This is a genomic window from Pseudomonas sp. p1(2021b) (assembly GCF_020151015.1).
Taxonomy (GTDB): domain Bacteria; phylum Pseudomonadota; class Gammaproteobacteria; order Pseudomonadales; family Pseudomonadaceae; genus Aquipseudomonas; species Aquipseudomonas putida_K.
The window spans coordinates 1,165,410-1,188,473 of sequence record NZ_CP083746.1; the positions used below are offsets into that span (position 1 = coordinate 1,165,410).

Below are 23,064 nucleotides of genomic sequence, written 5' to 3' on the forward strand. Positions count from 1 at the left end.
GGGCGGAAATCCGCCAGCTTCCGCCTGTGTGCCTGCCCAGTCCTGGGGCAGGAAAAGCCCCTGAACATGGGCCCTGCACCCATTGCGAGCACTTTGGCATCGGCCTTGCTATTGACCTGGCATCGGCCTGCCCAGGCAGCTCGACCACAACGACAAATCCCTCCAGGTGCAGGAGGGTTCGCGCTTTAGGTGCCGCAACACCCTGGGAAGGGTGGGCTTGGCACACTTGAGGAAAATGAGCCATGACGACACGTCAGCCGCTGTACAAATCGCTGTATATCCAGGTGTTGGTCGCCATCACCATCGGTATCCTGCTCGGTCACTACTACCCGGAAACCGGCGTCGCCCTCAAACCCCTGGGTGACGGATTCGTCAAACTGATCAAGATGGTCATCGCCCCGATCATCTTCTGCACCGTCGTCAGCGGCATCGCTGGCATGCAGAGCATGAAGTCGGTCGGCAAGACCGGCGGCTACGCACTCCTGTATTTTGAAATCGTCTCCACCATCGCCCTGATCATCGGCCTGGTGGTGGTCAACGTGGTCCAGCCGGGCGCCGGCATGCACGTCGACGTCAGCACCTTGAACGCCAGCAGCGTGGCCGCGTATGCCGCCGCTGGCGCGCAACAGACCACCGTCGGCTTCCTGCTCAACATCATCCCCAACACCGTGGTCGGCGCCTTCGCCAACGGCGACATCCTGCAGGTGCTGATGTTCTCCGTGCTGTTCGGCTTCGCCCTGCACCGCCTGGGCAGCTACGGCAAGCCGGTACTGGACCTGATCGACCGCTTCGCCCATGTCATGTTCAACATCATCAACATGATCATGAAACTGGCCCCGATCGGTGCTTTCGGCGCCATGGCCTTCACCATCGGCCAGTACGGCGTGGGCTCGCTGGTGCAGCTGAGCTACCTGATGATCTGCTTCTATGTCACCTGCCTGCTGTTCATCCTGGTGGTACTGGGCAGTATCTGCCGCTTCCACGGCTTCAGCGTACTCAAGCTGATCCGCTACATTCGTGAAGAACTGATGATCGTGCTCGGCACGTCCTCCTCGGAGTCGGCGCTGCCACGCATGCTGGCCAAGATGGAGCGCCTGGGTGCGAAGAAGTCCGTGGTGGGCCTGGTGATCCCGACCGGCTACTCGTTCAACCTGGACGGCACCTCGATCTACCTGACCATGGCTGCTGTGTTCATCGCCCAGGCGACCGACACCACCATGGACATCACCCACCAGATCACCCTGCTGCTGGTGCTGCTGATTGCCTCCAAGGGCGCTGCGGGCGTCACCGGTTCCGGCTTCATCGTTCTGGCCGCTACCTTGTCGGCGGTGGGCCACCTGCCGGTTGCAGGCCTGGCGCTGATCCTGGGTATCGACCGCTTCATGTCCGAAGCCCGCGCCCTGACCAACCTGATCGGCAACGCCGTGGCCACCGTGGTCGTGGCCAAGTGGGTCAATGAGTTGGACACCGACCAGTTGCAGGCCGAACTGGCTTCCGGCGGCGCACCGCTGGTCGAAAGCCGCCCGCTCGACGACCTGGGCGTGGCAGAAGGTCCGGCACGTTGATCCAGGCATGAACTGAAAAGGCGACCTTCGGGTCGCCTTTTTCATGTCCGTGTCTGGCTGTGCTGGCGCTATCGCGGGGCAAGCCCGCTGCCACAGGTTTTGCATCGCCGCCCAGTGCGCAGCCCTCCCTGTGGGAGCGGGCTTGCCCCGCGATAGCGGTGGTTCATTCGACGCGCGTCTCGCCGCTGTACACCAATATCTCCCGGCACCGCCGACACAGGTACCGTCGCCCCTGGCGCACCAACTTGTGCCGCTGGGCCGTGAATGGGAAATCGCTCTCCGGGCACGGGCAACGGTAGATATAGCGTGTCACCACCCGCCGCTGCACTTCATAGTTGTGGCACCGGTTGGGCGGCAGCTCGTAGACCCCGCGCATGATCAACTGCCATTCCTCGCCATGGGCCTGGATGCGGTCGCCGAACACTTGGTGCGCGACCAGGTGCGCCACCTCATGGGCAACGGTCTGGCGCAGGAAGTCTTCCTGGTTCTCGCGGTACAGCTGCAGGTTGAAGCGCAGCAGGTTCTCGTGCAGATGGGCGACGCCGGCCTTCTGGCCGCGTAGCTTGAAGCTGACTTCCGGGCGGGGGAAGGGGCGTTTGAAGAAGGCTTCGGCTTGCTGGTAACAGGTTTCGACGCGTTGTTTGAGCAGCTCGGGCATGGCGGGGTGGTTCTCCTGGCCGGGGCATTATGCCGCAAGCGCCCCATGCCTGCCGAGCCACCGGTCAGCGCATAGCCAGAGGCCGCCTCGATGGCGGCCCCTGGTAATGCGCCTATGTCGCAATGTCTCTAATTGGTATAGACAGGCCCCACACCCAGCCCCCAGATGATCACCGTGGCGGCCATGATCGCCACCAGCACCACCAGGCCCACCGCCAGCACGGAGCTGGAGAACAGGAAGCCTTCATCGGTGGGGATGTTCATGAAGGTCGGCAGGCCGACGTAGAGCAGGTAGACCGTGTAGCAGATGGCTGCCGTGCCTACCAGCATGCCCAGCCAGAGGTGCGGGTAGAGCGCCGCCAGGCCGCCGATGAACAGCGGGGTGGCGGTATAGGTGGCAAAGGCCACGCACTGCGCCATGGACGGCGTGGCATCGTAGGTGCGGGCCATCCAGTGGATGAAGGCGCCCATCACCGCGACGCCGGCGAGCATCGCCAGGTAGGACATGATGCTCATCCATAGCGCGCTTTCCATGGTCAGCATCACCGCCGGTCGATCGCCGATGACCCAGCCGACCTGGGTGGTGCCGATGAAGGCCGACACGGCAGGGATCGCTGCCAGTATCAGCGTATGGGTCAGGTACATGTGGCTGATGCTTTCGTCCTCGCCACGGATCTCCTTCCACTCCTGGTCAGGGTGGGTAAACAGCCCCAGAACGTGATGGATCATGCCGGTCACTCCTATCGTCGTTGTCAAACGCCCCCCAAATGGAGCGCTTGCGGCCCGAGGCCCTGGACACCGATGCAAGCGGTCGTGTGGCCTTATCAGGCAGTATAGGAAGCCGTTGCCGGCAAAAAACCGGCTTTTTAGAGCAAATTGCGCTGTCAGGCGCGCCCTTGATTCTTTATCGGAATGGCCTACGCCTGTGCTCGGTTTGTGCGTAAAATAGCCCGCTTTTGTCACACCTCGCGGATCCAAGCGCTATGGGCACCCTCTCGGTCAACCAGAACAAACTGCAAAAACGCCTGCGTCGTCTCGCCGGCGAAGCCATCACCGACTACAACATGATCGAGGATGGCGACAAGGTCATGGTCTGCCTGTCCGGCGGCAAGGACAGCTACACCATGCTCGACGTTCTGTTGCACCTGCAGAAGGTGGCGCCGATCCAGTTCGAGATCGTCGCGGTGAACATGGACCAGAAGCAGCCAGGCTTCCCCGAGCATGTGCTGCCGGCCTACCTCAAGACCCTGGGCATCGAGTACCACATCGTCGAGAAGGACACCTACTCGGTGGTCAAGGAACTGATCCCCGAAGGCAAGACCACTTGCTCGCTGTGCTCGCGCCTGCGCCGTGGCACGCTCTATACCTTCGCCGACGAGATCGGCGCCACCAAGATGGCCCTGGGGCACCATCGCGACGACATCGTCGAGACCTTCTTCCTGAACATGTTCTTCAACGGCTCGCTCAAGGGCATGCCGCCGAAGCTGCGCGCCGACGACGGCCGCAACGTGGTCATCCGCCCGCTGGCCTACTGCAGCGAGAAGGACATCCAGGCCTACTCGGACATGAAGGAATTCCCGATCATCCCGTGCAACCTGTGCGGCTCCCAGGAGAACCTGCAGCGCCAGGTGGTCAAGGAAATGCTGCTGGAATGGGAGCGCAAGCACCCGGGCCGCACCGAGAACATCTTCCGGGCCCTGCAGAATGTGGCGCCGTCGCAACTGGCCGACCGCAACCTGTTCGACTTTACCAGCCTGAAGATCGACGAGAGCGCCACCCCGCGCTTTCTCGACGTGCTGAATATCTGATCCATGCGTGACTACCAGTGGCTGCATGAATACTGCCTGAACCGCTTCGGCTCGGCCCAGGCCCTCGAAGCCTTCCTGCCGCAGCCGCGTACCCCTGCGCAACTGCGCGACATCGGCGATGACCGCTACTTGTCGACGCTGGCCCTGCGCGTATTCCGCGCCGGGCTCAAGCACAGCCTGGTGGATGCCAAATGGCCCGCGTTCGAGCAGGTGTTCTTCGGCTTCGAGCCGCAGAAGGTGGTGCTGATGGGCGCCGAACACCTGGAGCGGCTGATGCAGGACGAACGAATCATTCGCCACCTGGGCAAGCTCAAGAGCGTGCCGCGCAATGCGCAGATGATCCTCGACATCGAGAAGGCGCACGGCAGTTTCGGCGCATTCATCGCCGACTGGCCAGTGACCGACATCGTCGGCTTGTGGAAGTACCTGGCCAAGCACGGCAACCAGCTAGGCGGGCTTTCGGCACCGCGCTTCCTGCGCATGGTCGGCAAGGACACCTTCATCCCCACCGATGACCTGAGCGCGGCCTTGATCGCCCAGGGGGTGATCGACAAGCAGCCCACCAGCCAACGCGACCTGGCATTGGTGCAGCAGGCCTTCAACCAATGGCATGCAGAAAGCGGGCGACCGCTGTGCCAGCTGTCGGTGATGCTGGCGCATACCGTCAACCATTGAGCCCAGAGTTGATCACGCAGATCCCCTGTGGGAGCGGGCTTGTCCCGCGATTGGGCTGCGCGGCAGCCCTAGCGCTCAAAGCCCTTCGCCGGCCAGCCGCCGCTCATGCTGGAACTTCCAGCGCACATACAGCAGCGCACTGACGAACAGCCCCAGGCTCACCAGCACCTCGATCCAGCCGAACACTGCCCGCGCCGGGTCGAACGCCGCCAGTACACCTTTGATGAAATAGAGATTCACCACGAAGCAGGTCCAGGCATGCGCCCGGGCGCCGCCCATCAGCATGCCAGGCAGCAATACGAGCAGCGGCACCAGTTCGATCGCCAGGATCACCTCGACCCGCGCCCCGTGCAGGTCGGCGAACCCCAGGTTGTTCACCACCAGCAGGGCGATCAGGCCGAAGAAGAAGGCCAGGCTCGATGCTCGCGTCAGGCGCAGACGCGGAGCCAGCCACTCCAGCGGCGGCAACACCTTAGGCTTTTTAGCCACGCGCGGCCTCCAAGGCTTTGGCGGTGTTCGCCAGGCGTTGGCCGAGCGCGCGGCACAGGGCGATCTCGTGCGGGTCGAGCTCACGCTTGCCGTCGGCACCGGCATGGTGGCTGGCGCCATAAGGCGTGCCGCCGCCGCGGGTCTCGAGCAACGCCGACTCGCTGTAGGGCAGGCCCAGCACCAGCATGCCGTGGTGCATCAGCGGCAGCATCATCGACAACAGGGTGGTTTCCTGGCCGCCGTGCAGGCTCGCGGTGGAGGTGAACACCGCTGCCGGCTTGCCGACCAGTTCGCCGCCCAGCCACAGGCTGCTGGTGCCGTCGAGGAAGTACTTCAGCGGCGCGGCCATGTTGCCGAAGCGTGTCGGGCTGCCCAGGGCCAGGCCCGCGCAATGGCGCAGATCGTCCAGGGTGGCATAGAGCGCGCCGCTGGCCGGAATGTCCGGCGCCACGGCTTCGCATTCGGTGGAAATCGCCGGCACGGTACGCAGGCGCGCCTCCAGGCCGCCCATCTCGACACCCCGGGCGATATGCCGGGCCATCTCGCTGGTCGAGCCATGGCGGCTGTAGTAGAGAACCAGGACGTAGGGCTCGCTCACGGCAGGATCTCCAGCACTTTCTCAGGCGGGCGGCCGATCACGGCCCTGTCGCCGACGACCAGGATCGGCCGTTCGATCAGTTTCGGGTGCTGGGCCATGGCTTCGATCAGCTGCGCGTCGGTCAATGCCGGGTTGGCCAGGTCCAGGGCCTTGTACTCATCCTCGCCGGTACGCAGCAACTGACGCGGGGCGATGCCCAGCTTGCCGAGCAGGGCCTTGAGCGTGGCGGTGTCCGGCGGGGTCTCCAGGTAGCGCACGATGGTCGGGGCCAGGCCGCGTGCTTCGAGCAGTTCCAGGGCGCCGCGGGATTTCGAGCAGCGCGGGTTATGATAGAGGGTCAGATCAGTCATGACGGGTCGCATCCAGCTGGGTGTGGCGGCTATTCTAACCGCAGCGACTGTGTAGTTTGCTTGAATCTTCTAGAAGGATTGACCCATGGCAAGGCGTTTGGCAGCTGTATTGGCCATCACTGCGAGCCTGTTGCTCGGCGGTTGCGGTGCGGATTACGGCGTGGACCAGCACGGTAATACGGTAAAGGCCGAGCAGATCGATGGGCACTGGGTGGTGCTCAACTACTGGGCCGAGTGGTGCGGCCCGTGCCGCACGGAAATCCCCGAGCTCAACGCAGCGGCCAAGCAGTGGGAGGCCCAGGGCATCAAGGTGGTGGGGGTCAACTTCGACGGGCTGCAGGGGCAGGACCTCAAGCAGGCGGCCGAGACCCTCGGCATCGCCTTCACCGTGCTCGCCCAGGACCCGGCCGAGCGCTACGAGCTGCCGCGCAGCGAGGCGCTGCCGGTGACCTACATCATCGACGACAAGGGCAAGGTGCGTGAGCAGTTGATGGGCGAGCAGACTTTCGAAGGGCTGCAGGCCAGGATCAAGGCGCTCAAGGGCGGCGCCTGATCGATTCCGGGGCTGCTTGGCAGCCCATCGCGGCACAAGGCCGCTCCTACAGGCTGGTGTAGGCGCGGCCTTGTGCCGCGAAAGGGGCGCGAAGCGCCCCCGATCATTTCAGCCTTCCTCAGGCCAGAACCGCAGCGGCTTGCCCTCGGCCGGCCAGAAGCGGATCTGCTCGATCGGCGAGACGTCCCAGCGCTGCACGGTCTCCAGCGCCTGCAGGAAGCGTTTTTCCTGGTCCATCAACGCCGGTGCGCACAGCTTGCGGGTCTTGCCGACCTTGCCGAAGCTGATGCGGTCGCCTTCCAGGGTATAGGGCGCGAACCAATGGTTGCAGCCAGCATTGCCATAGGCGCGGCCGTCCTCGCCCAGAATCAGGGTCAGGTGGCTGTAGTCGATCAGCGGACGTTCGCCGATCCACTCCAGCACATAGCCGTGCTCCTGCTGCAGGGGCGACGGTTCGGACGCACAACCCCCCAGTGCGGCGGCAGCCAATGCGGCGCTCAACAACTGTCTCACTGCGCGCTCCCCTGGCAAGCCGGGCACAGGTGCCGTTCGCCCTGGCTGCTCCAGCCCAGTTCGGCGATACGCGCGCTGGCGGCCGGCTGGCGAGCCTTCTTGCCAAGCTTGGCGTCCACGGCGAACTCGAAGTCCAGCTGGGCCTGGCAAGCGTCGCACGTGACCTGCCAGTTGAGGATCTCCAGCTCGTTGAACACCGGGCCGCTGGCCACGGCGACCCACTGGCCGCGAGGGTTGATCAGGTGGCGCACGCTTTCCACGGTCAGGCGCATGGACAGGTCCTTGCTGCCCTTGAGGGTCACCAGTAGGACATCGTCCTTGTGCATCGAGCCACCGTTGCCGGTCACCTGGTAGCGGCCGGGCACCAGGGCACGGCATTCGATCAGCGTGTGTTGCGGGTTGAATAGGGTGTAGCGGAAATCGTGTTCGACCATGGGTCCTCCAGAATTGCCGCGTATCCTAGCACTAACCCATGACCAGATTCTGCGCATCGCCTGCCGCCCAGCGGACGATATTGTCCAGGGTGGTGGCGGCGATGGCATCCAGGGCTTCGCGGGTAAGAAACGCCTGGTGCGCGGTGACGATCACGTTGGGGAAGGTCAGCAGCCGGGCCAGTACGTCATCTTGCAGCGGCAGGTCGGAACGGTCCTCGAAGAACAGCTGGGCTTCCTCTTCATAGACGTCCAGGCCCAGGTAGCCCAGCTGGCCGCTCTTGAGCGCGTCGACCAGGGCGGGGGTGTCGACCAGCGCGCCGCGCCCGGTGTTGATCAGCATGGCGCCGGGTTGCAGTTGGGCAAGGCTTTGCGCGTTGATCAGGTGGCGTGTCTGCTCGGTCAGCGGGCAGTGCAGGCTGATGATCCGCGCTTGGCGCAGCAGTTCGGGCAGCGGCAGGTAACGCGCTCCCAAGGCCAGCAGCGCCGGGTTGGGCGTGGGGTCGTAGGCGAGCAGCTGGCAGCCGAACCCCGCCATGATGCGGGCGGTAGTGCTGGCTGCTGAACAACAGGACGCGCATGGGGGCACCTCTAGGTATCGTGTTGCGCCCAGTGTAGCCAGTCCGAGCCCATGGACCTTGATCTATGGTGCGGTTACAGCACAGTTCCTGTGGGAGATTACGCTGTCGCGCAGAGAACAAGCGGCCAATGCTGCCCCTGTAGGAGCGGGCTTGTCCCGCGATCAAGGGCGAAGCCCTTGCCAGATGACGGTGATATCGGGTCGGGCCTAATTGCGCCTGACCTCAGGAACCTCGTAACCATCTGGCCCTAAGCTCAGGCGCTCAGCCGCGCCTGGGCCGCCAGCCGGGTAATGGCCCGGTCCAGCTCATCCAGGGCCTGTAGGGCCTGGGGGCTGTCCTGCTTGAGCAGGGTCTCGCTGCGTTGACAGGCCGCGCGCAACTGCGGCACGCCACAATAGCGCGAGGCGCCGTTGAGGCGGTGCACCTGTTCTATCATGGCCGTGCGGTCGCCGCGCTCGCGGGCGCTGCGGATCGAGTCGCGGTCGGTCTCCAGCGAGGCCAGCAGCATGGCCAGCATATCAGCGGCCAGGTCCGGCTTGCCCGCCGCCAGGCGCAGCCCTTCGTCAGGGTCGAGCACTTTCAGCTCGGTGCCGTCGGGCAGGCGCTCCTGCGCGCGTTCCGGTTGCTGCGGGGCCAGGCTCAGCCCGGTCCACTTCATCACCACCTGGGCCAGCTGGCGCTCGCTGATCGGCTTGGTCAGGTAGTCGTCCATGCCGCTATGCAACAAGGCGCGCTTCTCATTGGCCATGGCATGGGCGGTGAGGGCGACGATGGGCAGCGGGTTGCCGCTCTGGCTGGCTTCCCAGCGGCGGATCTGCTCGGTGCAGGCGCGGCCGTCCATGCCGGGCATCTGCACGTCCATCAGCACCAGGTCGAAGGGCTCGTTCTGCACGGCCTGCACTGCCGCGAAGCCATTGTCGAGTGCCAGCACCTCGGCGCCCAGTCCTTCGAGCAAGGTTTGCACCAACAACAGGTTGGCCGGGTTGTCGTCCACGCAAAGGATCTTCGGCGCCCGCTGGCTACCGCTGCTGCGTGGCTCGGCCAATGGCCGACGCGGCTGCACCAGTTCCAGCAGCAGACGGCGCAGCTTGCGTGTGCAGGCCGGTTTGGACAGCAACTGGCCATGGCCGTTGGGTAGGTAGGGATGGTACAGCGCGTGTTCGGTGGTCGGGCACAGCACCACGCACAGGCAGTCGAGGCGCTCGAGTTGCTGGTGGTAATGACCGAGCTGCTCCGGCGAGAGGCTGCCCAGGTTGGCCCCGAGCACGGCGAAGTCGAATGGCTGGCCCGCCTGGGCGGCGGCCTGGGCCCCTTGCAGCAACTGGTCGAAGGACGCGAACAGGCTGACGCTCAGGCCACAGTCCTCCAGTTGATGTTCCAGCGCCTGGCGAGCCAGCTCGTGGCCGTCGACGATGGCCGCGCGGCGCCCGAGCAGCGGCTGCAAGGGCTGCTCCTCGGCATCGTCATGGGCCCGGGGCAGGTTCAGGCTGATCCAGAACTGCGACCCTTCGCCTGGCGTGCTGTCGACGCCGATCTCACCGCCCATCTGTTCGATCAAGCGCTTGGAGATCACCAGCCCAAGGCCGGTGCCGCCGGGCTGGCGCGACAACGAGTTGTCGGCCTGGCTGAAGGCCTGGAACAGGGTGCGCACGTCCTGGGGCGACAGGCCGATGCCGGTGTCCTGCACGCTGATGCGCAGCTGCACGTTGTCTTCCTGCTCGTCCTCGAGCATGGCCCGTACCACGATGGTGCCTTCGCGGGTGAACTTGATCGCGTTGCTCACCAGGTTGGTGAGGATCTGCTTGAGCCGCAGCGGGTCGCCGACCAGCGACAAGGGCGTGTCGCGGTAGACCAGGCTGAGCAGCTCCAGCTGCTTGGCATGGGCGGCCGGGGCGAGAATGGTCAGGGTGTCCTGGATCAGGTCGCGCAGGTTGAAGGGAATGCTGTCGAGCACCAGTTTGCCGGCCTCGATCTTGGAGAAGTCGAGGATTTCGTTGATGATCCCCAGCAGATTGTCGGCGGATTTCTCGATGGTGTTCAGGTAGTCGAGCTGGCGCGGCGTCAGCTCGCTGCGTTGCAGCAGGTGGGTGAAGCCGAGGATGCCATTGAGCGGCGTGCGGATTTCATGGCTCATGTTGGCCAGGAACTCGGACTTGATGCGGCTGGCCTCCAGGGCCTCCTTGCGCGCCATGTCCAGCTCGATGTTCTGGATCTCGATGGTCTCCAGGTTCTGGCGCACGTCCTCGGTAGCCTGGTCGATGCTGTGCTGCAGCTCTTCATGGGCATTGTGCAAGGTCTCGGCCATGCGGTTGATGCCCGCGGCGAGCTCGTCCAGCTCGTGGCTGCCCATGGCCGGCAGGCGCTCCTCCAGGTTGCCGTCCTTCAGCTGGGTGACGGCGTGCTTGATGCGGCTGATCGGGTCGTTGATGGTGCGGCTCATGCGCAGGGCGAGCAGGGCGGTCAGTGCCAGGCAGCCGAGGATCAGCAGCACGCTGGTGAACAGGCTGCGGTAGCCGCGCAGCAAGGTGCCGTCGTGGGACAGTTCGATTTCCACCCAGCCCAGCAGGCGCTCGGCCTCGGCGGGCACGGCCTCGGTGGCCAGGTCGCGGTGATGGCCGAACACCGGCATCAGGTAACGGGTGGCATCGTTGCCGGTACGCTGCAGCAGCTGTGTGCCGGTGCCGCCGGTGGGCGCCAGGTTGAGCATGCTGGGGCCGGCATGGGCCAGGCGCGTGCGGTCCGGGGCAAGAAATGCCACGGCGCGCACGTCGGTTTGTTCCAGGGCCTGGGCGGCGATCCGTTCGAGCTGGGCCTGGGCCGGGTGGGCCAAGGCCGGCGCTGCCAGCGGGGCCAACTGTTCGGCGAGCATCTTGCCGCGTTGGAACAGCTGGGTGCGCAGCTCGTTCTGCTGCAGCCAGGTGAAATAGCTCCCCAACACCAATGCCATCAGGCCGGCGGGCAGCAGGGCCAACAGCAGGACCCGGCTTCTGATTCCCAAGCGATCGAGCACATCTGTCTCCTGTCATGTGCTTGCATGCCGTCATCATAGGGACGGCCCCAGGCGGAACGTTACCCCGGCAGCCGGCCTGATGCACTTATTTGTATCCATTTTATACAGCCAACGGCCCACTCAACGAGAATGCAGCCCTGGCGAGGGTGGCCAAAAGCCGTCACCGGTCGAAACCCGGTTGCCTTGGCGCGTCCGCATGGCCAATAATCGCGCAACTGAGAATCAATGTCACAAGCCAATGAATCCCGTAGCTGTTAACCAGTCCTCTATTCTCGCCATCGAGGACGACCCCGTACTTGGCGCCTACCTGAACGAGGAGCTGCAGCGTGACGGCTTCCAGGTGACCTGGTGCCGCAATGGCTTGGAGGGCCTGAAGGCCGCTGGTCGCCAGGTGTTCGATGTGGTCCTGATGGACATTCTGCTGCCCGGCCTCAATGGCCTGGATGCCCTGGCCCAATTGCGCAGGCACAGCGCCACCCCGGTGATCCTGATGTCGGCCCTGGGGGCCGAGGCCGACCGTATCACCGGTTTCCAGCGTGGCGCCGATGACTATCTGCCCAAGCCCTTCAGCATGGCCGAGCTGCGTGTTCGCATCGAGGCGATCCTGCGTCGCGTCGCCCTCGAGCGGCGTCACCAGGTTTCGCGCGAGGTGGCCAACGGTCAGCTGCGCTTCGACGATGCCGCCTGCGACGTCTGGCTCGATGGTCTGTGGGCTGGGCTGACACCTAGCGAATACCGTCTGCTCGATACCCTCAATCGCAGCCAGGACGAAGTACTGAGCAAGCCGTTCCTTTATCAGCAAGTCCTGCAGCGAGGCTATTCGCGTCACGACCGCAGCCTGGACATGCATGTCAGCCAGATCCGCCGCAAGCTCAAGGTGATCGGCTACCACGAACGGCAGATCCGCACGGTCTGGGGCAAGGGCTATATGCTCTGCGCCGGCGAGGCGGACTGACGGTGCTCGACCGCCACTCGTTGTTCTGGAAGCTGTCCATCCTTCTGGTGGGCTTCTGTTTGCTGATGATCGGCCTGAGCTATACCTGGGGCCGGCACATGGAAACCCGCAATGCCTACCTCGACGCATCGGCCCGCGAAGAACTGCTGGCTTGGGCCGGCGAAGCCGAGCGTGCCTGGCACGAAGGCGGGCGGGCCGGCGTCGACCGATGGCTGGCGCAGATGCGCGAGCAAGGGGCGGGCTGGGTCGGTGTGCTCGATGCCGAACTCCGGCCATTGGGCAGCGCCAGCCTGTCTCTTGCTGAGGTTCAGCAACTGACGCACCTGCGGGGTGTCGATTGGCCCATGAGTCGGCGCAGCATCAGCCAACCCTGGCTGCGCCTGCCGTTTCCCGGCGCACCGGAGCAGGGCATGCTGGTAATCGAGCTGCCGGAGCGCCTCAACCCTGGCCGCTACCGCCTGTTCTGGCAAGTGCTGACCAACGGCATCATCCCGGGCTTGTTCACCCTACTGCTATGCGTGGGCCTGTACCGCATGCTGATCGTGCCGCTGAACCAGTTGCGCGAGCAGGCCAATGCCTGGCGCGCCGACCAGCTCTCGGCACGCCTGGATTCGCGCACCATCGGCCGACACGACGAACTGGGCGAACTGGCCCGGGCCTTCGACCAGATGGCCGAGCGCCTGCAGGGCACCGTGGCCATGCAGCAGCAGATGTTGCGTGACCTGTCCCACGAGATGCGTACACCGCTCAGCCGCCTGCGCGTGGCCTGTGACGGTGAAACCGACCTGCAGCGCCTGGCTGAACGTGTGGGCCGTGAGGTGGACTGCATGCAGCAACTGGTGGAGAACACCCTGCAACTGGCCTGGCAGGATGCCGAGCGTGCGCCGATGAACCTCGAGCCGATCCAGCTCCAGGCGCTGTGGGACATGCTCGCTGAGGATGCGTGCTACGAAAGCGGCTGGGCGCCGGCGCGTTTGCGCTGTGAACTGCCGGCCGAATGCTGGGTGCACGGCAACCTCAACCATTTGGCCCAGGCCCTGGAGAACATGCTGCGCAACGCGATCCGCCATTCCCCCGAACAGGGGCTGGTGCGCCTGGGAGGCCAGCGTGAGGGCGGGTATTGGCGCATCGTCCTGGAAGACCAGGGAGGCGGGGTGGCCGAAGAAGACCTGGAACGCATCTTCGCCCCGTTCTCGCGCCTGGACGGCTCCCGCCCGGGCGACGGTGGTTTCGGTCTGGGCCTGAGCATCGCCCGCAGCGCGATCCAGCGCCAGGGTGGCACGCTGTGGGCAGAGAACGGCAAGCAAGGGCTGCGCCTGTGCATGCGCCTGCCCGCCATCACACCGTCCCCCTGCAGGAGCGGGCTTGCCCCGCGATCGGCTGCGTAGGACTGGGGGCGGCGCTCGATCCCACAGGTCCGCTTCCTTATGTCTTATAGCTATAAACACTGCAGATTGCGTGATATGGCGAGGAAACGTTTGCCGGTATGATAGTCGCCCCTGCCGTCCGGATTGTGAACTACGCCATGACCTTGCAGTACCCAACCATCGCCGATTGCGTCGGCAATACGCCTCTGGTTCGCCTGCAGCGTATCGCAGGCGAGACTACCAACACCCTCCTGCTCAAGCTCGAAGGCAACAATCCGGCAGGCTCCGTGAAGGACCGCCCAGCCTTGTCGATGATCACCCGCGCTGAACTGCGCGGCCAGATCAAGCCGGGCGACACCCTGATCGAAGCCACCTCCGGCAACACCGGTATCGCCCTGGCCATGGCCGCGGCGATCAAGGGCTACAAGATGATCCTGATCATGCCCGACAACTCCACCGCCGAGCGCAAGGCGGCGATGACCGCCTATGGCGCCGAATTGCTGCTGGTCAGCAAGGAGGAGGGCATGGAGGGCGCGCGCGACCTGGCCGACAAACTGCAGGCCGAAGGCCGCGGCCTGGTGCTCGACCAATTCGCCAACGGCGACAACCCGGTCGCCCACTACACCAGCACGGGCCCGGAGATCTGGCAGCAGACCCAGGGCAGCATCACCCACTTCATCAGCTCCATGGGCACCACCGGCACCATCATGGGCTGCTCGCAGTACCTCAAGGAGCAGAACCCGGCGGTGCAGATCGTCGGCCTGCAGCCGATGGAAGGCTCGGCCATCCCCGGCATCCGTCGCTGGCCCGAGCAATACCTGCCGAAGATCTTCGACGCCACCCGTGTCGACCGCGTGGTCGATATGTCCCAGGAAGAAGCCGAGCAGACCACCCGCCGTCTGGCCCGTGAAGAAGGCATTTTCTGTGGTGTGTCTTCCGGTGGTGCGGTTGCAGCCATGCTGCGCCTGTCCCGCGAGGTCGAGAATGCGGTCATGGTGGCGATCATCTGCGACCGTGGCGACCGCTACCTGTCCACCGGCCTGTTCGACGCAACCTGATGTCCAGAAAGAAAAGCAACGGCGGCCTGCGGTTCCAACCGGCCGGCGGCAACCGTGCGCCCCAGGTGCCGGTAGGCAAGAAACAACGCCTGGACATCGAACGCCTGGCCGGTGACGGCCGAGGCATCGCGTTCCTGGAAGGGCGTACCTGGTTCGTCAGCGGTGCCCTGGCAGGGGAGGCTGTCGAAGCCCGGGTGCTCGGTGCGCGCGGCAAGGTGGTCGAGGCACGCCTGGAGCGGGTGCTGCAGGCCAGCCCTGAACGGCGCGAAGCCCCTTGCCGGTATTACGCCCGCTGCGGTGGTTGCAATCTTCAGCACCTGCCCCACGAGGGGCAGGTGGCGCTCAAGCAGCGCCTGCTGGCCGAGCAGCTGCAGCGCGTGGCGGGGGTACAGCCTGAACAGTGGGCCGCACCGCTGGTGGGCCCTGAGTTCGGCTATCGGCGACGGGCGCGGGTGGCGGTGCGGTGGGACCCCAAGGCGCGCCGGCTGGACGTAGGTTTTCGCGCCGAGGCCAGCCAGGACATCGTCGCCATCGATGAGTGCCTGGTTCTGGTACAGCCCTTGCAAACGATTTTTCGCCAGTTGCCGGACGTGTTGCGCAGCCTGGGCAAACCTCAAGCGCTGGGGCATGTCGAGCTGTTCAGCGGTACCGCCGAGGCGGTGCTGGTGCGCCATGTCGCGTCGCTGCCGGCAGACGACCTGGCGCGTCTGGAGGCCTTCTGCGCAGCCGTCGGCGCCCAGCTGTGGTTGCAGGGCGAAGGCGAGCCGGCGCCGGTACGGGCAGGCCAGGTGCTGGGCTTTGTCCTCGAGCCTTGGGGGCTGGAGCTTGCCTGGCGGCCAGGGGACTTCGTGCAGGTCAACGCCCAGGTCAACACGGCGATGATCGAGCAAGCCCTGGCCTGGCTCGCGCCGCAACCTGAGGAGCGGGTGCTGGACCTGTTCTGCGGCCTGGGCAACTTCGCCCTGCCGTTGGCCCGGCAGGCCCGTGAAGTGGTGGCGGTGGAAGGTGTCCAGGCCATGGTCGAGCGGGCGGCGGCCAACGCCCGGGACAACAAAGTGCATAATGCACGCTTTTTTCAGGCCGATTTATCGCAGCCTTTGGATGGCGCCGGATGGGCCGCCGAGGGCTTTTCTGCGGTACTCTTGGATCCACCGCGCGACGGTGCCTTCGAGGTGGTGCAAAACATCGCACGTCTCAAGGCCAAGCGGTTGGTCTATGTGTCCTGCAACCCGGCCACGCTGGCGCGAGACGCCCAGGTGCTGGTAGGGCAGGGGTACCGGTTAACAAGGGCCGGGATTCTCGACATGTTTCCTCAGACGGCGCATGTCGAGGCCATGGCGTTATTCGAAGCGGGCTAGCCAGGCTGGCCCCTTGGTGCGGCGTCCAGGGAATGGGCGTCGTACGGTGATTGCCAGCGCATCCGTGGGGTGCGCTGTATGGAAAGGTAAAAGAAAGATGGTACAGGTGAGAGTGCACCAGCCGGTCAATACCGACGGCAGTATCAATCTCGAAGCATGGCTGGATCATGTGGTGAGCGTCGACTCGGCGCTGGACCGCAAGGCGCTCAAGGAGGCCTGCGATTTCGCCCAGGAAGTCGAGAAGAAGGGCAACCCGGCCAAGCATTCCTGGGCCGATGGCACGTCCAGCTTCCAGGCGGGCCTGGAGATCGCTGAAATCCTCGCGGACCTCAAGCTCGACCAGGACTCCCTCGTGGCGGCCGTGATCTATCGCTCGGTGCGCGAAGGCAAGGTGACCCTGGCCGAGGTCGGCCAGCGGTTCGGCCCGGTGGTCTCCAAGCTGATTGACGGTGTGCTGCGCATGGCGGCCATCAGCGCCAGCCTCAGCCCGCGCCAATCATTGGTGCTTGGCTCCCAGGCCCAGGTGGAGAACCTGCGCAAGATGCTGGTGGCCATGGTCGACGACGTGCGCGTCGCCCTGATCAAGCTGGCCGAACGTACCTGCGCCATCCGTGCGGTCAAGGCCGCCGATGACGAAAAACGCCTGCGCGTGGCGCGCGAGGTGTTCGACATCTATGCACCGCTCGCCCACCGTCTGGGCATCGGTCACATCAAGTGGGAACTGGAGGATTTGTCCTTCCGCTACCTCGAACCCGATCAGTACAAGCAGATCGCCAAGCTCTTGCACGAACGTCGCCTCGACCGCGAGCGCTTCATCACCGATGTGATGAACCAACTGCAGAACGAGCTGCTGGCCACCGGCGTCAACGCCGACATCAGCGGCCGGGCGAAACACATCTATTCCATCTGGCGCAAAATGCAGCGCAAGGGCCTGGAGTTCAGCCAGATCTATGACGTGCGTGCGGTGCGCGTACTGGTACCGGAGATCCGCGACTGCTACACCGCGCTCGGTATCGTCCATACCCTCTGGCGACACATCCCCAAGGAGTTCGACGACTACATCGCCAACCCCAAGGAAAACGGCTACCGCTCGTTGCACACCGCAGTGATCGGCCCGGAGGGCAAGGTGCTCGAGGTGCAGATCCGCACCCACGCCATGCACGAGGAAGCCGAGCTGGGCGTCTGCGCCCACTGGCGCTACAAGGGCACCGACGTCAAGTCCAGCTCCAACCACTACGAAGAGAAGATCTCCTGGCTGCGCCAGGTGCTCGAGTGGCACGAGGAGCTGGGCGACATCGGCGGCCTGGCCGAGCAACTGCGGGTCGATATCGAGCCGGACCGGGTCTATGTGTTCACCCCCGACGGCCATGCCATCGACCTGCCCAAGGGCGCCACGCCGTTGGACTTTGCCTACCGCGTGCACACCGAGATCGGCCACAACTGCCGGGGTGCCAAGATCAACGGCCGCATCGTACCGCTGAACTACAGCCTGCAGACCGGCGAGCAGGTGGAGATCATCACCAGCAAGCACGGCAGCCCGAGCCGTGACTGGCTGAACTCCAACCTGGGCTATGTCACCACCTCCCGGGCCCGGGCCAAGATCGTCCATTGGTTCAAGCTGCAGGCTCGCGACCAGAACGTCGCCGCCGGCAAGACCTTGCTCGAGCGTGAGCTGAGCCGCCTGGGCCTGCCCCAGGTCGACTTCGAGCGCCTGGCCGAGAAGGCCAACGTCAAGACCGCCGAGGACATGTTCGCCGCCCTGGGCGCTGGCGACCTGCGCCTGGCGCACATGGTCAATGCCGCCCAGCAGCTGCTCGAGCCCGAGCGCAACGAGCAGATCGAACTGATCCCGCGCAAGGCCAGCGGCACCCGTTCCGGCAAGCGTGGCGATATCCAGATCCAGGGCGTCGGCAACCTGCTCACGCAGATGGCCGGTTGCTGCCAGCCGCTGCCGGGCGACGCCATCGTCGGCTATATCACCCAGGGCCGTGGCGTGAGCATCCACCGCCAGGACTGCGCCTCGGTGCTGCAGCTGGCCGGCAAGGAGCCGGAGCGGATGATCCAGGTCAGCTGGGGGCCGATCCCGGTGCAGACCTACCCCGTCGACATCATCATCCGTGCCTACGACCGCCCAGGGCTGCTGCGCGACGTGTCGCAGGTACTGCTCAACGAGAAGATCAACGTGCTGGCGGTCAATACCCGCTCGAACAAGGAAGACAACACCGCCTTGATGTCGCTGACCATCGAGATCCCCGGCCTGGATGCCCTCGGGCGCCTGCTGGGCCGGATCTCGCAGTTGCCGAACATCATCGAGACGCGGCGTAACCGTACCCCTTGAGACCCTGGGGCCGCTTTGCGGCCCATCGCGGGGCAAGCCCGCTCCCACAGGGGTGCGCTGTACCTTGTAGGAGCGGGCTTGTCCCGCGATCGCAGGCGAAGCCTGCGCCGTATGAGAGAACCCGATGTCCTACACCCTCGACGACCTGCTGCACCTCATGGCCCGCCTGCGCGATCCGCAGCACGGCTGCCCCTGGGACCTGAAGCAGAACTACGCGAGCATCGTCCCGCACACCCTTGAAGAGGCCTACGAAGTCGCCGACACCATCGAGCGCGGCGACTTCGAACACCTGCAAGGCGAGTTGGGCGACCTGCTGTTCCAGGTGGTCTACTACAGCCAGCTGGCCCGGGAAGAAGGCCGCTTCGCCTTCGATGGCGTGGTCGATAGCATCACCCGCAAGCTGGTCCGCCGGCATCCACATGTCTTCCCCACGGGGGACCTGTACGCGCCGCTGGATACGCCCAGCCTGAGCGAGGCCCAGGTCAAGTCGCGCTGGGAAGAGATCAAGGCCCAGGAGCGTGCCGAGAAAAGCGAGCCCGAGCAGTTGTCGCTGCTCGACGACGTGCCAGCGGCATTGCCGGCCCTGTCGCGCGCGGCCAAGCTGCAAAAACGCGCGGCCACCGTCGGCTTCGACTGGCCTGACGCCTTGCCGGTGCTGGACAAGGTCCGTGAAGAACTGGATGAAGTGCTGCAGGCCATGGCTGACGGCGATGACGATGCCCTCGAGGATGAAATCGGCGACCTGCTGTTCGCCACCGTCAACCTCGCCCGGCACCTCAAGCACGACCCGGAAAACGCCCTGCGCCGGGCCAACCGCAAGTTCGAGCGACGTTTCCGCTTCATCGAACAGGCATTGCGCGACAGTGGCCGCCCGATCGAAGATTGTACCCTTGATGAGCTGGACGCCCTGTGGGGTGAAGCCAAGCGTCAGGAAAAGAACCTGCCCAGCTGCGGCTGAGCTGTTGCATAAGTGAGTGAATACATGAGCCTTTCCCTTCGCGACCAATTGCTCAAGGCCGGTCTGGTCAACCAGAAACAGGTCAAGCAGGTCAACAAAGCCGAGAAGAAACAGAAACGCCTGGAGCACAAGGGGCAGGTCGAAATCGACGACACCCAGCAGCGCCAAGCCAAGGAAGCCATGGCCGAGAAGGCCAGGAAAGACCAGGAGCTGAACCGCCAGCTGCAGGAAAAGGCCGAGCAGAAGGCCCGTGCCGCGCAGATCAAGCAGTTGATCGAGGCAACCCGGCTGCCCAAGCTCAACACCGAGGACTACTACAACTTCGTCGATGACAAGAAGGTCAAGCGCATCGCCGTCAATGCCCTGATGCGCACCAAGCTCAGCAATGGTGCCCTGGCGATCGTCTCCTTCGGCGGCGGTTACGAGGTGATCCCGCGCGAAGCCGCGGTGAAGATCCAGGAGCGTGACCCGCATCGTATCCTGCTGCTCAACACCCATGTCGAGGAAGCGGACGAGGACGATCCGTACGCGGCCTACAAGATTCCTGACGACCTCATGTGGTAATAAAAGCGCTCCTACAGAACTCGCACGATCCCTGTAGGAGCGGCCTTGTGCCGCGAAAGGGCCGCGAAGCGGCCCCTCTGTGTGCAGAGGTTCACTGCATACCGCGCTGGCTCTCCAGGCATTCCAGCTCGCTGCGATATTGCTGGGCCTCCTGTTCGGAGTGGAACATGCCCACCAGTTCGCCTTGCTGGTGCACGTCCCAGATCCGCAGGCCATGGGCCTGGCTTTCGTGGGACATTTTCGATTCGTCGCGTTCGGTTACTTGGACTGTCATCGGTAAACTCCACTTTCGATTGGCTGCGGCAACGTGTCGCAGGTCTCTTTTATAGAGTTTGTTAGCAGGCTAAGTAAATTAAAACGACGATGAAACAAGTTTCATCCTGGGACTGGTCTTGAGGCGGGTGATGGCTGCGAGATCGAGCTGACAGCGGCAAAATCTGTGGGAGATCACCCAGCCCTTTGAGCTGCGCTGTCGCGCAGAGAACAAGTGGCTAGTGCCGCCTTCTTCTGTAGGAGCGGGCTTGTCCCGCGATAGGGCCGGCCCAGGCAGCGACAAATCCCAGGTAAAAAGAAGCCCCGCATCAAGCGGGGCTCTCGGGTATTGCAGGCAATGGTGATCAGTTGCCCTTCACCGATTTGCCATCGACCGTACCGTCCTGCAGCACGATCACATATTCCTTGCCGTCGGTCTCGACCTGGCGCAGTTGCACCAGCAGGTAGTCCCAGTCCTTGGCGAACCACAGCTCGGTGATGCGCTTGCTCTGGCTCGGGTCGCGCACGCGCTCGACCTTCACGGCATCGACCTGGCCGGTCTTGGTGGTGACTTTCTCGGTGCCGAGCACGCGGAAGTCATAGGTGTCGATCTCGTCGCCATCGACCACCTGGTAGGTCATGCTTTTCTTGCCGGCGGCCACATCATGCTGCAGGGCCAGCTGATAAGAGGATTTGTCCAGCACACCACGGTTGAGCGGCAGGCTGACGGCATCGCCACGGTCGGAGCCGGTGACTTTCTTGCTGTTCCAGTCGAAGGTCAGGTCGACCTTCTTCGCCTTGCCCAGGCCGCCACGTTCGAAGTGGTACTTCTGCGGCAGCAGGGTGTCGTTGTCCAGGCGCAGGGTGCTTTGTTCGGTCAGGCTGGCGATCATCATGGAAGCCTTGAAATTAAGGTCCCAGGTACCGTTGGCATTCTTCACCAGGCTGCGCTCGGCGGTGCCACTCATGGGCAGCTGCTTCCAGTCGGCGGTGTAGCTGGCCGAGAAAGGCTTCAGATCAGCTGCCTGGAGCGGCAGGGCGAGTACAGCGAGAGCCAAGAGCAGGGCGCGACGCATAAATTCTCCTAGGGTCGAATCAAGTGACCGCTGGCCGCCAAGGGCTGGCCATCCAGTAATGCACCCTGTTCGCCCAGACGCAAGCGTCCTTCGGCGAACCAGCGCACCGCCAGCGGGTAGATCTGGTGTTCCTGGCGATGAACACGCTGGGCCAGGCTGTCGGGTGTATCGCCTGGCTCAACCGGTACCACTGCCTGTACGACCAAGGGGCCGCCATCGAGTTCCTCGGTGACGAAGTGTACGCTGCAACCATGCTCCGCGTCGCCCGCTTCCAGTGCCCGCTGGTGGGTGTGCAGCCCTTTGTACTTGGGCAGCAGCGACGGGTGGATGTTGAGCAGGCGGCTCTGGTAGTGGCGGACGAACCCGCCGCTCAGGATGCGCATGAAGCCGGCGAGCACCACCAGGTCCGGCTCGAAGCCGTCGATCAGCGCCATCAGCGCAGTATCGAAGGCTTCGCGGCCCTCGAAGTCGCCGTGCGCGAGCACAGCGGTTTCGATGCCGGCCGCCTGGGCGCGTTGCAGGCCGTAGGCATCGGCGCGATTGGAAATCACGCCGCGAATGCGTACGGGGCTGTCGTCGCCACGGTTGGCGTCGATCAGCGCTTGCAGGTTGCTGCCGGAACCCGACAGCAGTACCACGACATTACAGGTCTTGCTTGGCATCAGTGCGCCTTGAGATTCTGCAGCTCGACCTGGGCGGCACCGGCTGGTGCTTCGGCGATCTGGCCGATGACCCATGGCTGTTCGCCAGCGTCACGCAGCACTTGCAGGGCAGTGTCGACCTTGTCCTGCGCTACGCAGATGACCATGCCGACGCCGCAGTTCAGGACGCGATGCATCTCATGCTCGTCGACGTTGCCTTTTTCCTGCAGGAAGTCGAACACCGCCGGACGCTGCCAGCTGGCCACGTCGATCACGGCCTGGGCATTGGCCGGCAGCACGCGTGGGATGTTGTCCAGCAGGCCGCCGCCGGTGATGTGGGCCATGGCCTTGACCGCACCGGTGTCCTTGATCAGCTTGAGCAGCGGCTTGACATAGATACGGGTCGGCGCCATCAGCAGGTCGGCCAGTGGCTTGCCGTCGAGCTGGGTGTTCTCGATGTCGGTGCCGGATACTTCGAGGATCTTGCGGATCAGCGAGTAGCCGTTGGAGTGCGGGCCGGAGGACGGCAGGGCGATCAGGGCATCGCCGGTGGCGACCTTGGAGCCGTCGATGATCTCGGCCTTTTCCACCACGCCGACGCAGAAGCCGGCCAGATCGTAGTCCTCGCCCTCGTACATACCTGGCATTTCGGCGGTCTCACCACCGACCAGGGAGCAGCCGGCCAGCTCGCAGCCGGCGCCGATGCCGGTGACCACGGTGGCGGCCACATCGACGTTGAGCTTGCCGGTGGCATAGTAGTCGAGGAAGAACAGCGGCTCGGCACCGCAGACCACCAGGTCGTTGACGCACATGGCGACCAGGTCCTGGCCGATGCTGTCGTGCTTGTTCAGGTTCAGCGCCAGGCGCAGCTTGGTGCCCACGCCATCGGTGCCGGAGACCAGAACCGGCTGCTTGTAGCCGGCCGGGATCTCGCAGAGGGCGCCGAAGCCGCCCAGGCCACCCATGACTTCAGGGCGTGCGGTGCGCTTGGCCACGCCCTTGATGCGTTCGACCAGTGCTTCGCCGGCGTCGATGTCTACACCGGCGTCCTTGTAGCTCAGGGAGGGTTGCTTGCTCATTGATCCAGGCCTTTAGGAGGGAGGGATTCGGGAAAACGACCGCGACGGCCAAGGCCGGCTCGAAGGGCGGCGGCTGCCTGTACGTCACTGGTCTGCGAAGGCGCGCGATTTTATCAGGGTTGCCGGGCAGCGGCCATCCTCAGGCCGACGGGCAGGGCGTGAATCTGGCAAAAAACATCCTTTCACAG

Annotated in this window: 23 protein-coding genes and 1 pseudogene; 11 read left to right on the forward strand and 13 right to left on the reverse strand. The window is 64.4% G+C overall.

Annotated features, from left to right (window positions below; translation table 11 throughout):
- Positions 1-242 precede the first annotated feature (242 nt).
- A complete protein-coding gene (locus K8374_RS05455; RefSeq protein WP_224458211.1) occupies positions 243-1,565 on the forward strand; it encodes a dicarboxylate/amino acid:cation symporter in 1,323 nt (440 codons plus the stop codon).
- A 163-nt stretch (positions 1,566-1,728) separates the two neighbouring features.
- Here the strand turns inward: K8374_RS05455 and K8374_RS05460 are convergent, their stop codons facing one another.
- Complete coding sequence (locus K8374_RS05460) at positions 1,729-2,223, reverse strand: SprT family zinc-dependent metalloprotease (RefSeq protein ID WP_084858677.1); 495 nt, start codon at positions 2,221-2,223, stop codon at positions 1,729-1,731.
- Between the two features lie 128 nt (positions 2,224-2,351).
- Complete coding sequence (locus tag K8374_RS05465) at positions 2,352-2,951, reverse strand: Yip1 family protein (protein ID WP_070091748.1); 600 nt, start codon at positions 2,949-2,951, stop codon at positions 2,352-2,354.
- 254 nt (positions 2,952-3,205) lie between these two features.
- Here K8374_RS05465 and ttcA point away from each other — a divergent pair, with 254 nt between their 5' ends.
- Positions 3,206-4,030, forward strand: a complete 825-nt coding sequence (gene ttcA, locus K8374_RS05470) for a tRNA 2-thiocytidine(32) synthetase TtcA (protein WP_224458212.1) — start codon at positions 3,206-3,208, stop codon at positions 4,028-4,030.
- A gap of 3 nt (positions 4,031-4,033) precedes the next feature.
- The gene (locus K8374_RS05475) at positions 4,034-4,705 is read left to right on the forward strand and encodes a DNA-3-methyladenine glycosylase I (RefSeq protein ID WP_224458213.1); all 672 of its coding nucleotides are present in this window, start codon (positions 4,034-4,036) and stop codon (positions 4,703-4,705) included.
- Between the two features lie 75 nt (positions 4,706-4,780).
- Here K8374_RS05475 and K8374_RS05480 read toward each other — a convergent pair whose 3' ends face one another.
- Genes K8374_RS05480 through arsC form a run of 3 tightly spaced genes read right to left on the reverse strand, consistent with a single transcriptional unit; the run spans position 4,781 to position 6,142 of the window.
- The gene (locus tag K8374_RS05480; protein ID WP_224458214.1) at positions 4,781-5,194 is read right to left on the reverse strand and encodes a DUF2069 domain-containing protein; all 414 of its coding nucleotides are present in this window, start codon (positions 5,192-5,194) and stop codon (positions 4,781-4,783) included.
- Positions 5,187-5,792 (reverse strand): NAD(P)H:quinone oxidoreductase, encoded by a 606-nt coding sequence (wrbA, locus tag K8374_RS05485; RefSeq protein WP_224458215.1) that lies wholly within the window; start codon positions 5,790-5,792, stop codon positions 5,187-5,189. Before wrbA ends, K8374_RS05480 begins: the two co-directional genes overlap by 8 nt.
- The gene (gene arsC / locus K8374_RS05490; RefSeq protein WP_084858682.1) at positions 5,789-6,142 is read right to left on the reverse strand and encodes an arsenate reductase (glutaredoxin); all 354 of its coding nucleotides are present in this window, start codon (positions 6,140-6,142) and stop codon (positions 5,789-5,791) included. Before arsC ends, wrbA begins: the two co-directional genes overlap by 4 nt.
- Before the next feature lie 85 nt (positions 6,143-6,227).
- Between arsC and K8374_RS05495 the strand changes: the two genes are divergently transcribed.
- Positions 6,228-6,695: a TlpA disulfide reductase family protein gene (locus K8374_RS05495; RefSeq protein ID WP_224458216.1), complete on the forward strand. Its 468-nt coding sequence runs from the start codon at positions 6,228-6,230 to the stop codon at positions 6,693-6,695.
- Positions 6,696-6,803: 108 nt separating this feature from the next.
- Here K8374_RS05495 and K8374_RS05500 read toward each other — a convergent pair whose 3' ends face one another.
- From K8374_RS05500 to K8374_RS05515, 4 genes and pseudogenes are all read right to left on the reverse strand, one after another.
- The gene (locus K8374_RS05500; protein ID WP_224458217.1) at positions 6,804-7,208 is read right to left on the reverse strand and encodes an META domain-containing protein; all 405 of its coding nucleotides are present in this window, start codon (positions 7,206-7,208) and stop codon (positions 6,804-6,806) included.
- The gene (locus K8374_RS05505) at positions 7,205-7,642 is read right to left on the reverse strand and encodes a hypothetical protein (RefSeq protein WP_224458218.1); all 438 of its coding nucleotides are present in this window, start codon (positions 7,640-7,642) and stop codon (positions 7,205-7,207) included. Before K8374_RS05505 ends, K8374_RS05500 begins: the two co-directional genes overlap by 4 nt.
- A 31-nt stretch (positions 7,643-7,673) precedes the next feature.
- Positions 7,674-8,192: pseudogene (locus tag K8374_RS05510) on the reverse strand (NAD(P)-dependent oxidoreductase); the annotation flags it as partial.
- A 281-nt stretch (positions 8,193-8,473) separates the two neighbouring features.
- Entirely contained in the window at positions 8,474-11,230 is a 2,757-nt protein-coding gene (locus K8374_RS05515) for a response regulator (protein WP_224458219.1), read from the reverse strand.
- Between the two features lie 238 nt (positions 11,231-11,468).
- On the opposite strand from K8374_RS05515, the gene K8374_RS05520 reads away from it, so the two are divergent.
- The 7 genes from K8374_RS05520 (at position 11,469) to K8374_RS05550 (ending at position 19,828) form a co-directional block, all read left to right on the forward strand.
- On the forward strand, positions 11,469-12,185 hold the full coding sequence (locus K8374_RS05520; protein ID WP_084858688.1) for a response regulator transcription factor: 717 nt from the start codon (positions 11,469-11,471) through the stop codon (positions 12,183-12,185).
- Between the two features lie 2 nt (positions 12,186-12,187).
- Complete coding sequence (locus tag K8374_RS05525; RefSeq protein ID WP_224458220.1) at positions 12,188-13,573, forward strand: sensor histidine kinase; 1,386 nt, start codon at positions 12,188-12,190, stop codon at positions 13,571-13,573.
- Between the two features lie 137 nt (positions 13,574-13,710).
- Positions 13,711-14,610 carry a cysteine synthase CysM gene (gene cysM / locus K8374_RS05530; protein ID WP_224459274.1) on the forward strand — a complete coding sequence of 300 codons (900 nt, stop codon included), beginning with the start codon at positions 13,711-13,713 and terminating at the stop codon, positions 14,608-14,610.
- On the forward strand, positions 14,610-15,968 hold the full coding sequence (gene rlmD, locus K8374_RS05535; RefSeq protein ID WP_224458221.1) for a 23S rRNA (uracil(1939)-C(5))-methyltransferase RlmD: 1,359 nt from the start codon (positions 14,610-14,612) through the stop codon (positions 15,966-15,968). Before cysM ends, rlmD begins: the two co-directional genes overlap by 1 nt.
- A gap of 97 nt (positions 15,969-16,065) precedes the next feature.
- The gene (gene relA, locus K8374_RS05540) at positions 16,066-18,306 is read left to right on the forward strand and encodes a GTP diphosphokinase (protein ID WP_084858691.1); all 2,241 of its coding nucleotides are present in this window, start codon (positions 16,066-16,068) and stop codon (positions 18,304-18,306) included.
- A 124-nt stretch (positions 18,307-18,430) separates the two neighbouring features.
- Entirely contained in the window at positions 18,431-19,264 is an 834-nt protein-coding gene (gene mazG, locus K8374_RS05545) for a nucleoside triphosphate pyrophosphohydrolase (RefSeq protein WP_084858692.1), read from the forward strand.
- A gap of 24 nt (positions 19,265-19,288) precedes the next feature.
- Positions 19,289-19,828, forward strand: coding sequence for a DUF2058 domain-containing protein (locus K8374_RS05550; RefSeq protein WP_224458222.1), 540 nt, complete (start codon positions 19,289-19,291; stop codon positions 19,826-19,828).
- Between the two features lie 91 nt (positions 19,829-19,919).
- On the opposite strand, the gene K8374_RS05555 is transcribed toward K8374_RS05550, so the two are convergent.
- From K8374_RS05555 to purM, 4 genes are all read right to left on the reverse strand, one after another.
- A complete protein-coding gene (locus K8374_RS05555) occupies positions 19,920-20,102 on the reverse strand; it encodes a hypothetical protein (protein WP_224458223.1) in 183 nt (60 codons plus the stop codon).
- A 343-nt stretch (positions 20,103-20,445) separates the two neighbouring features.
- Positions 20,446-21,156 (reverse strand): DUF3108 domain-containing protein, encoded by a 711-nt coding sequence (locus tag K8374_RS05560; protein ID WP_084858695.1) that lies wholly within the window; start codon positions 21,154-21,156, stop codon positions 20,446-20,448.
- An 8-nt stretch (positions 21,157-21,164) separates the two neighbouring features.
- The gene (purN, locus tag K8374_RS05565; protein WP_224458224.1) at positions 21,165-21,818 is read right to left on the reverse strand and encodes a phosphoribosylglycinamide formyltransferase; all 654 of its coding nucleotides are present in this window, start codon (positions 21,816-21,818) and stop codon (positions 21,165-21,167) included.
- Complete coding sequence (purM, locus tag K8374_RS05570; RefSeq protein ID WP_224458225.1) at positions 21,818-22,876, reverse strand: phosphoribosylformylglycinamidine cyclo-ligase; 1,059 nt, start codon at positions 22,874-22,876, stop codon at positions 21,818-21,820. The genes purN and purM overlap by 1 nt, the downstream gene beginning before the upstream one ends.
- Positions 22,877-23,064 lie beyond the last annotated feature (188 nt).

Coding starts and splice junctions, on each gene's coding strand:
- K8374_RS05455 (WP_224458211.1), top strand. CDS start 243: ATGACGACACGTCAGCCGCTGTACAAATCGCTGTATATCCAGGTGTTG.
- K8374_RS05460 (WP_084858677.1), bottom strand. CDS start 2,223: ATGCCCGAGCTGCTCAAACAACGCGTCGAAACCTGTTACCAGCAAGCC.
- K8374_RS05465 (WP_070091748.1), bottom strand. CDS start 2,951: ATGATCCATCACGTTCTGGGGCTGTTTACCCACCCTGACCAGGAGTGG.
- ttcA (WP_224458212.1), top strand. CDS start 3,206: ATGGGCACCCTCTCGGTCAACCAGAACAAACTGCAAAAACGCCTGCGT.
- K8374_RS05475 (WP_224458213.1), top strand. CDS start 4,034: ATGCGTGACTACCAGTGGCTGCATGAATACTGCCTGAACCGCTTCGGC.
- arsC (WP_084858682.1), bottom strand. CDS start 6,142: ATGACTGATCTGACCCTCTATCATAACCCGCGCTGCTCGAAATCCCGC.
- K8374_RS05495 (WP_224458216.1), top strand. CDS start 6,228: ATGGCAAGGCGTTTGGCAGCTGTATTGGCCATCACTGCGAGCCTGTTG.
- K8374_RS05505 (WP_224458218.1), bottom strand. CDS start 7,642: ATGGTCGAACACGATTTCCGCTACACCCTATTCAACCCGCAACACACG.
- K8374_RS05520 (WP_084858688.1), top strand. CDS start 11,469: ATGAATCCCGTAGCTGTTAACCAGTCCTCTATTCTCGCCATCGAGGAC.
- cysM (WP_224459274.1), top strand. CDS start 13,711: ATGACCTTGCAGTACCCAACCATCGCCGATTGCGTCGGCAATACGCCT.
- rlmD (WP_224458221.1), top strand. CDS start 14,610: ATGTCCAGAAAGAAAAGCAACGGCGGCCTGCGGTTCCAACCGGCCGGC.
- relA (WP_084858691.1), top strand. CDS start 16,066: ATGGTACAGGTGAGAGTGCACCAGCCGGTCAATACCGACGGCAGTATC.
- mazG (WP_084858692.1), top strand. CDS start 18,431: ATGTCCTACACCCTCGACGACCTGCTGCACCTCATGGCCCGCCTGCGC.
- K8374_RS05550 (WP_224458222.1), top strand. CDS start 19,289: ATGAGCCTTTCCCTTCGCGACCAATTGCTCAAGGCCGGTCTGGTCAAC.
- K8374_RS05555 (WP_224458223.1), bottom strand. CDS start 20,102: ATGACAGTCCAAGTAACCGAACGCGACGAATCGAAAATGTCCCACGAA.
- K8374_RS05560 (WP_084858695.1), bottom strand. CDS start 21,156: ATGCGTCGCGCCCTGCTCTTGGCTCTCGCTGTACTCGCCCTGCCGCTC.
- purN (WP_224458224.1), bottom strand. CDS start 21,818: ATGCCAAGCAAGACCTGTAATGTCGTGGTACTGCTGTCGGGTTCCGGC.
- purM (WP_224458225.1), bottom strand. CDS start 22,876: ATGAGCAAGCAACCCTCCCTGAGCTACAAGGACGCCGGTGTAGACATC.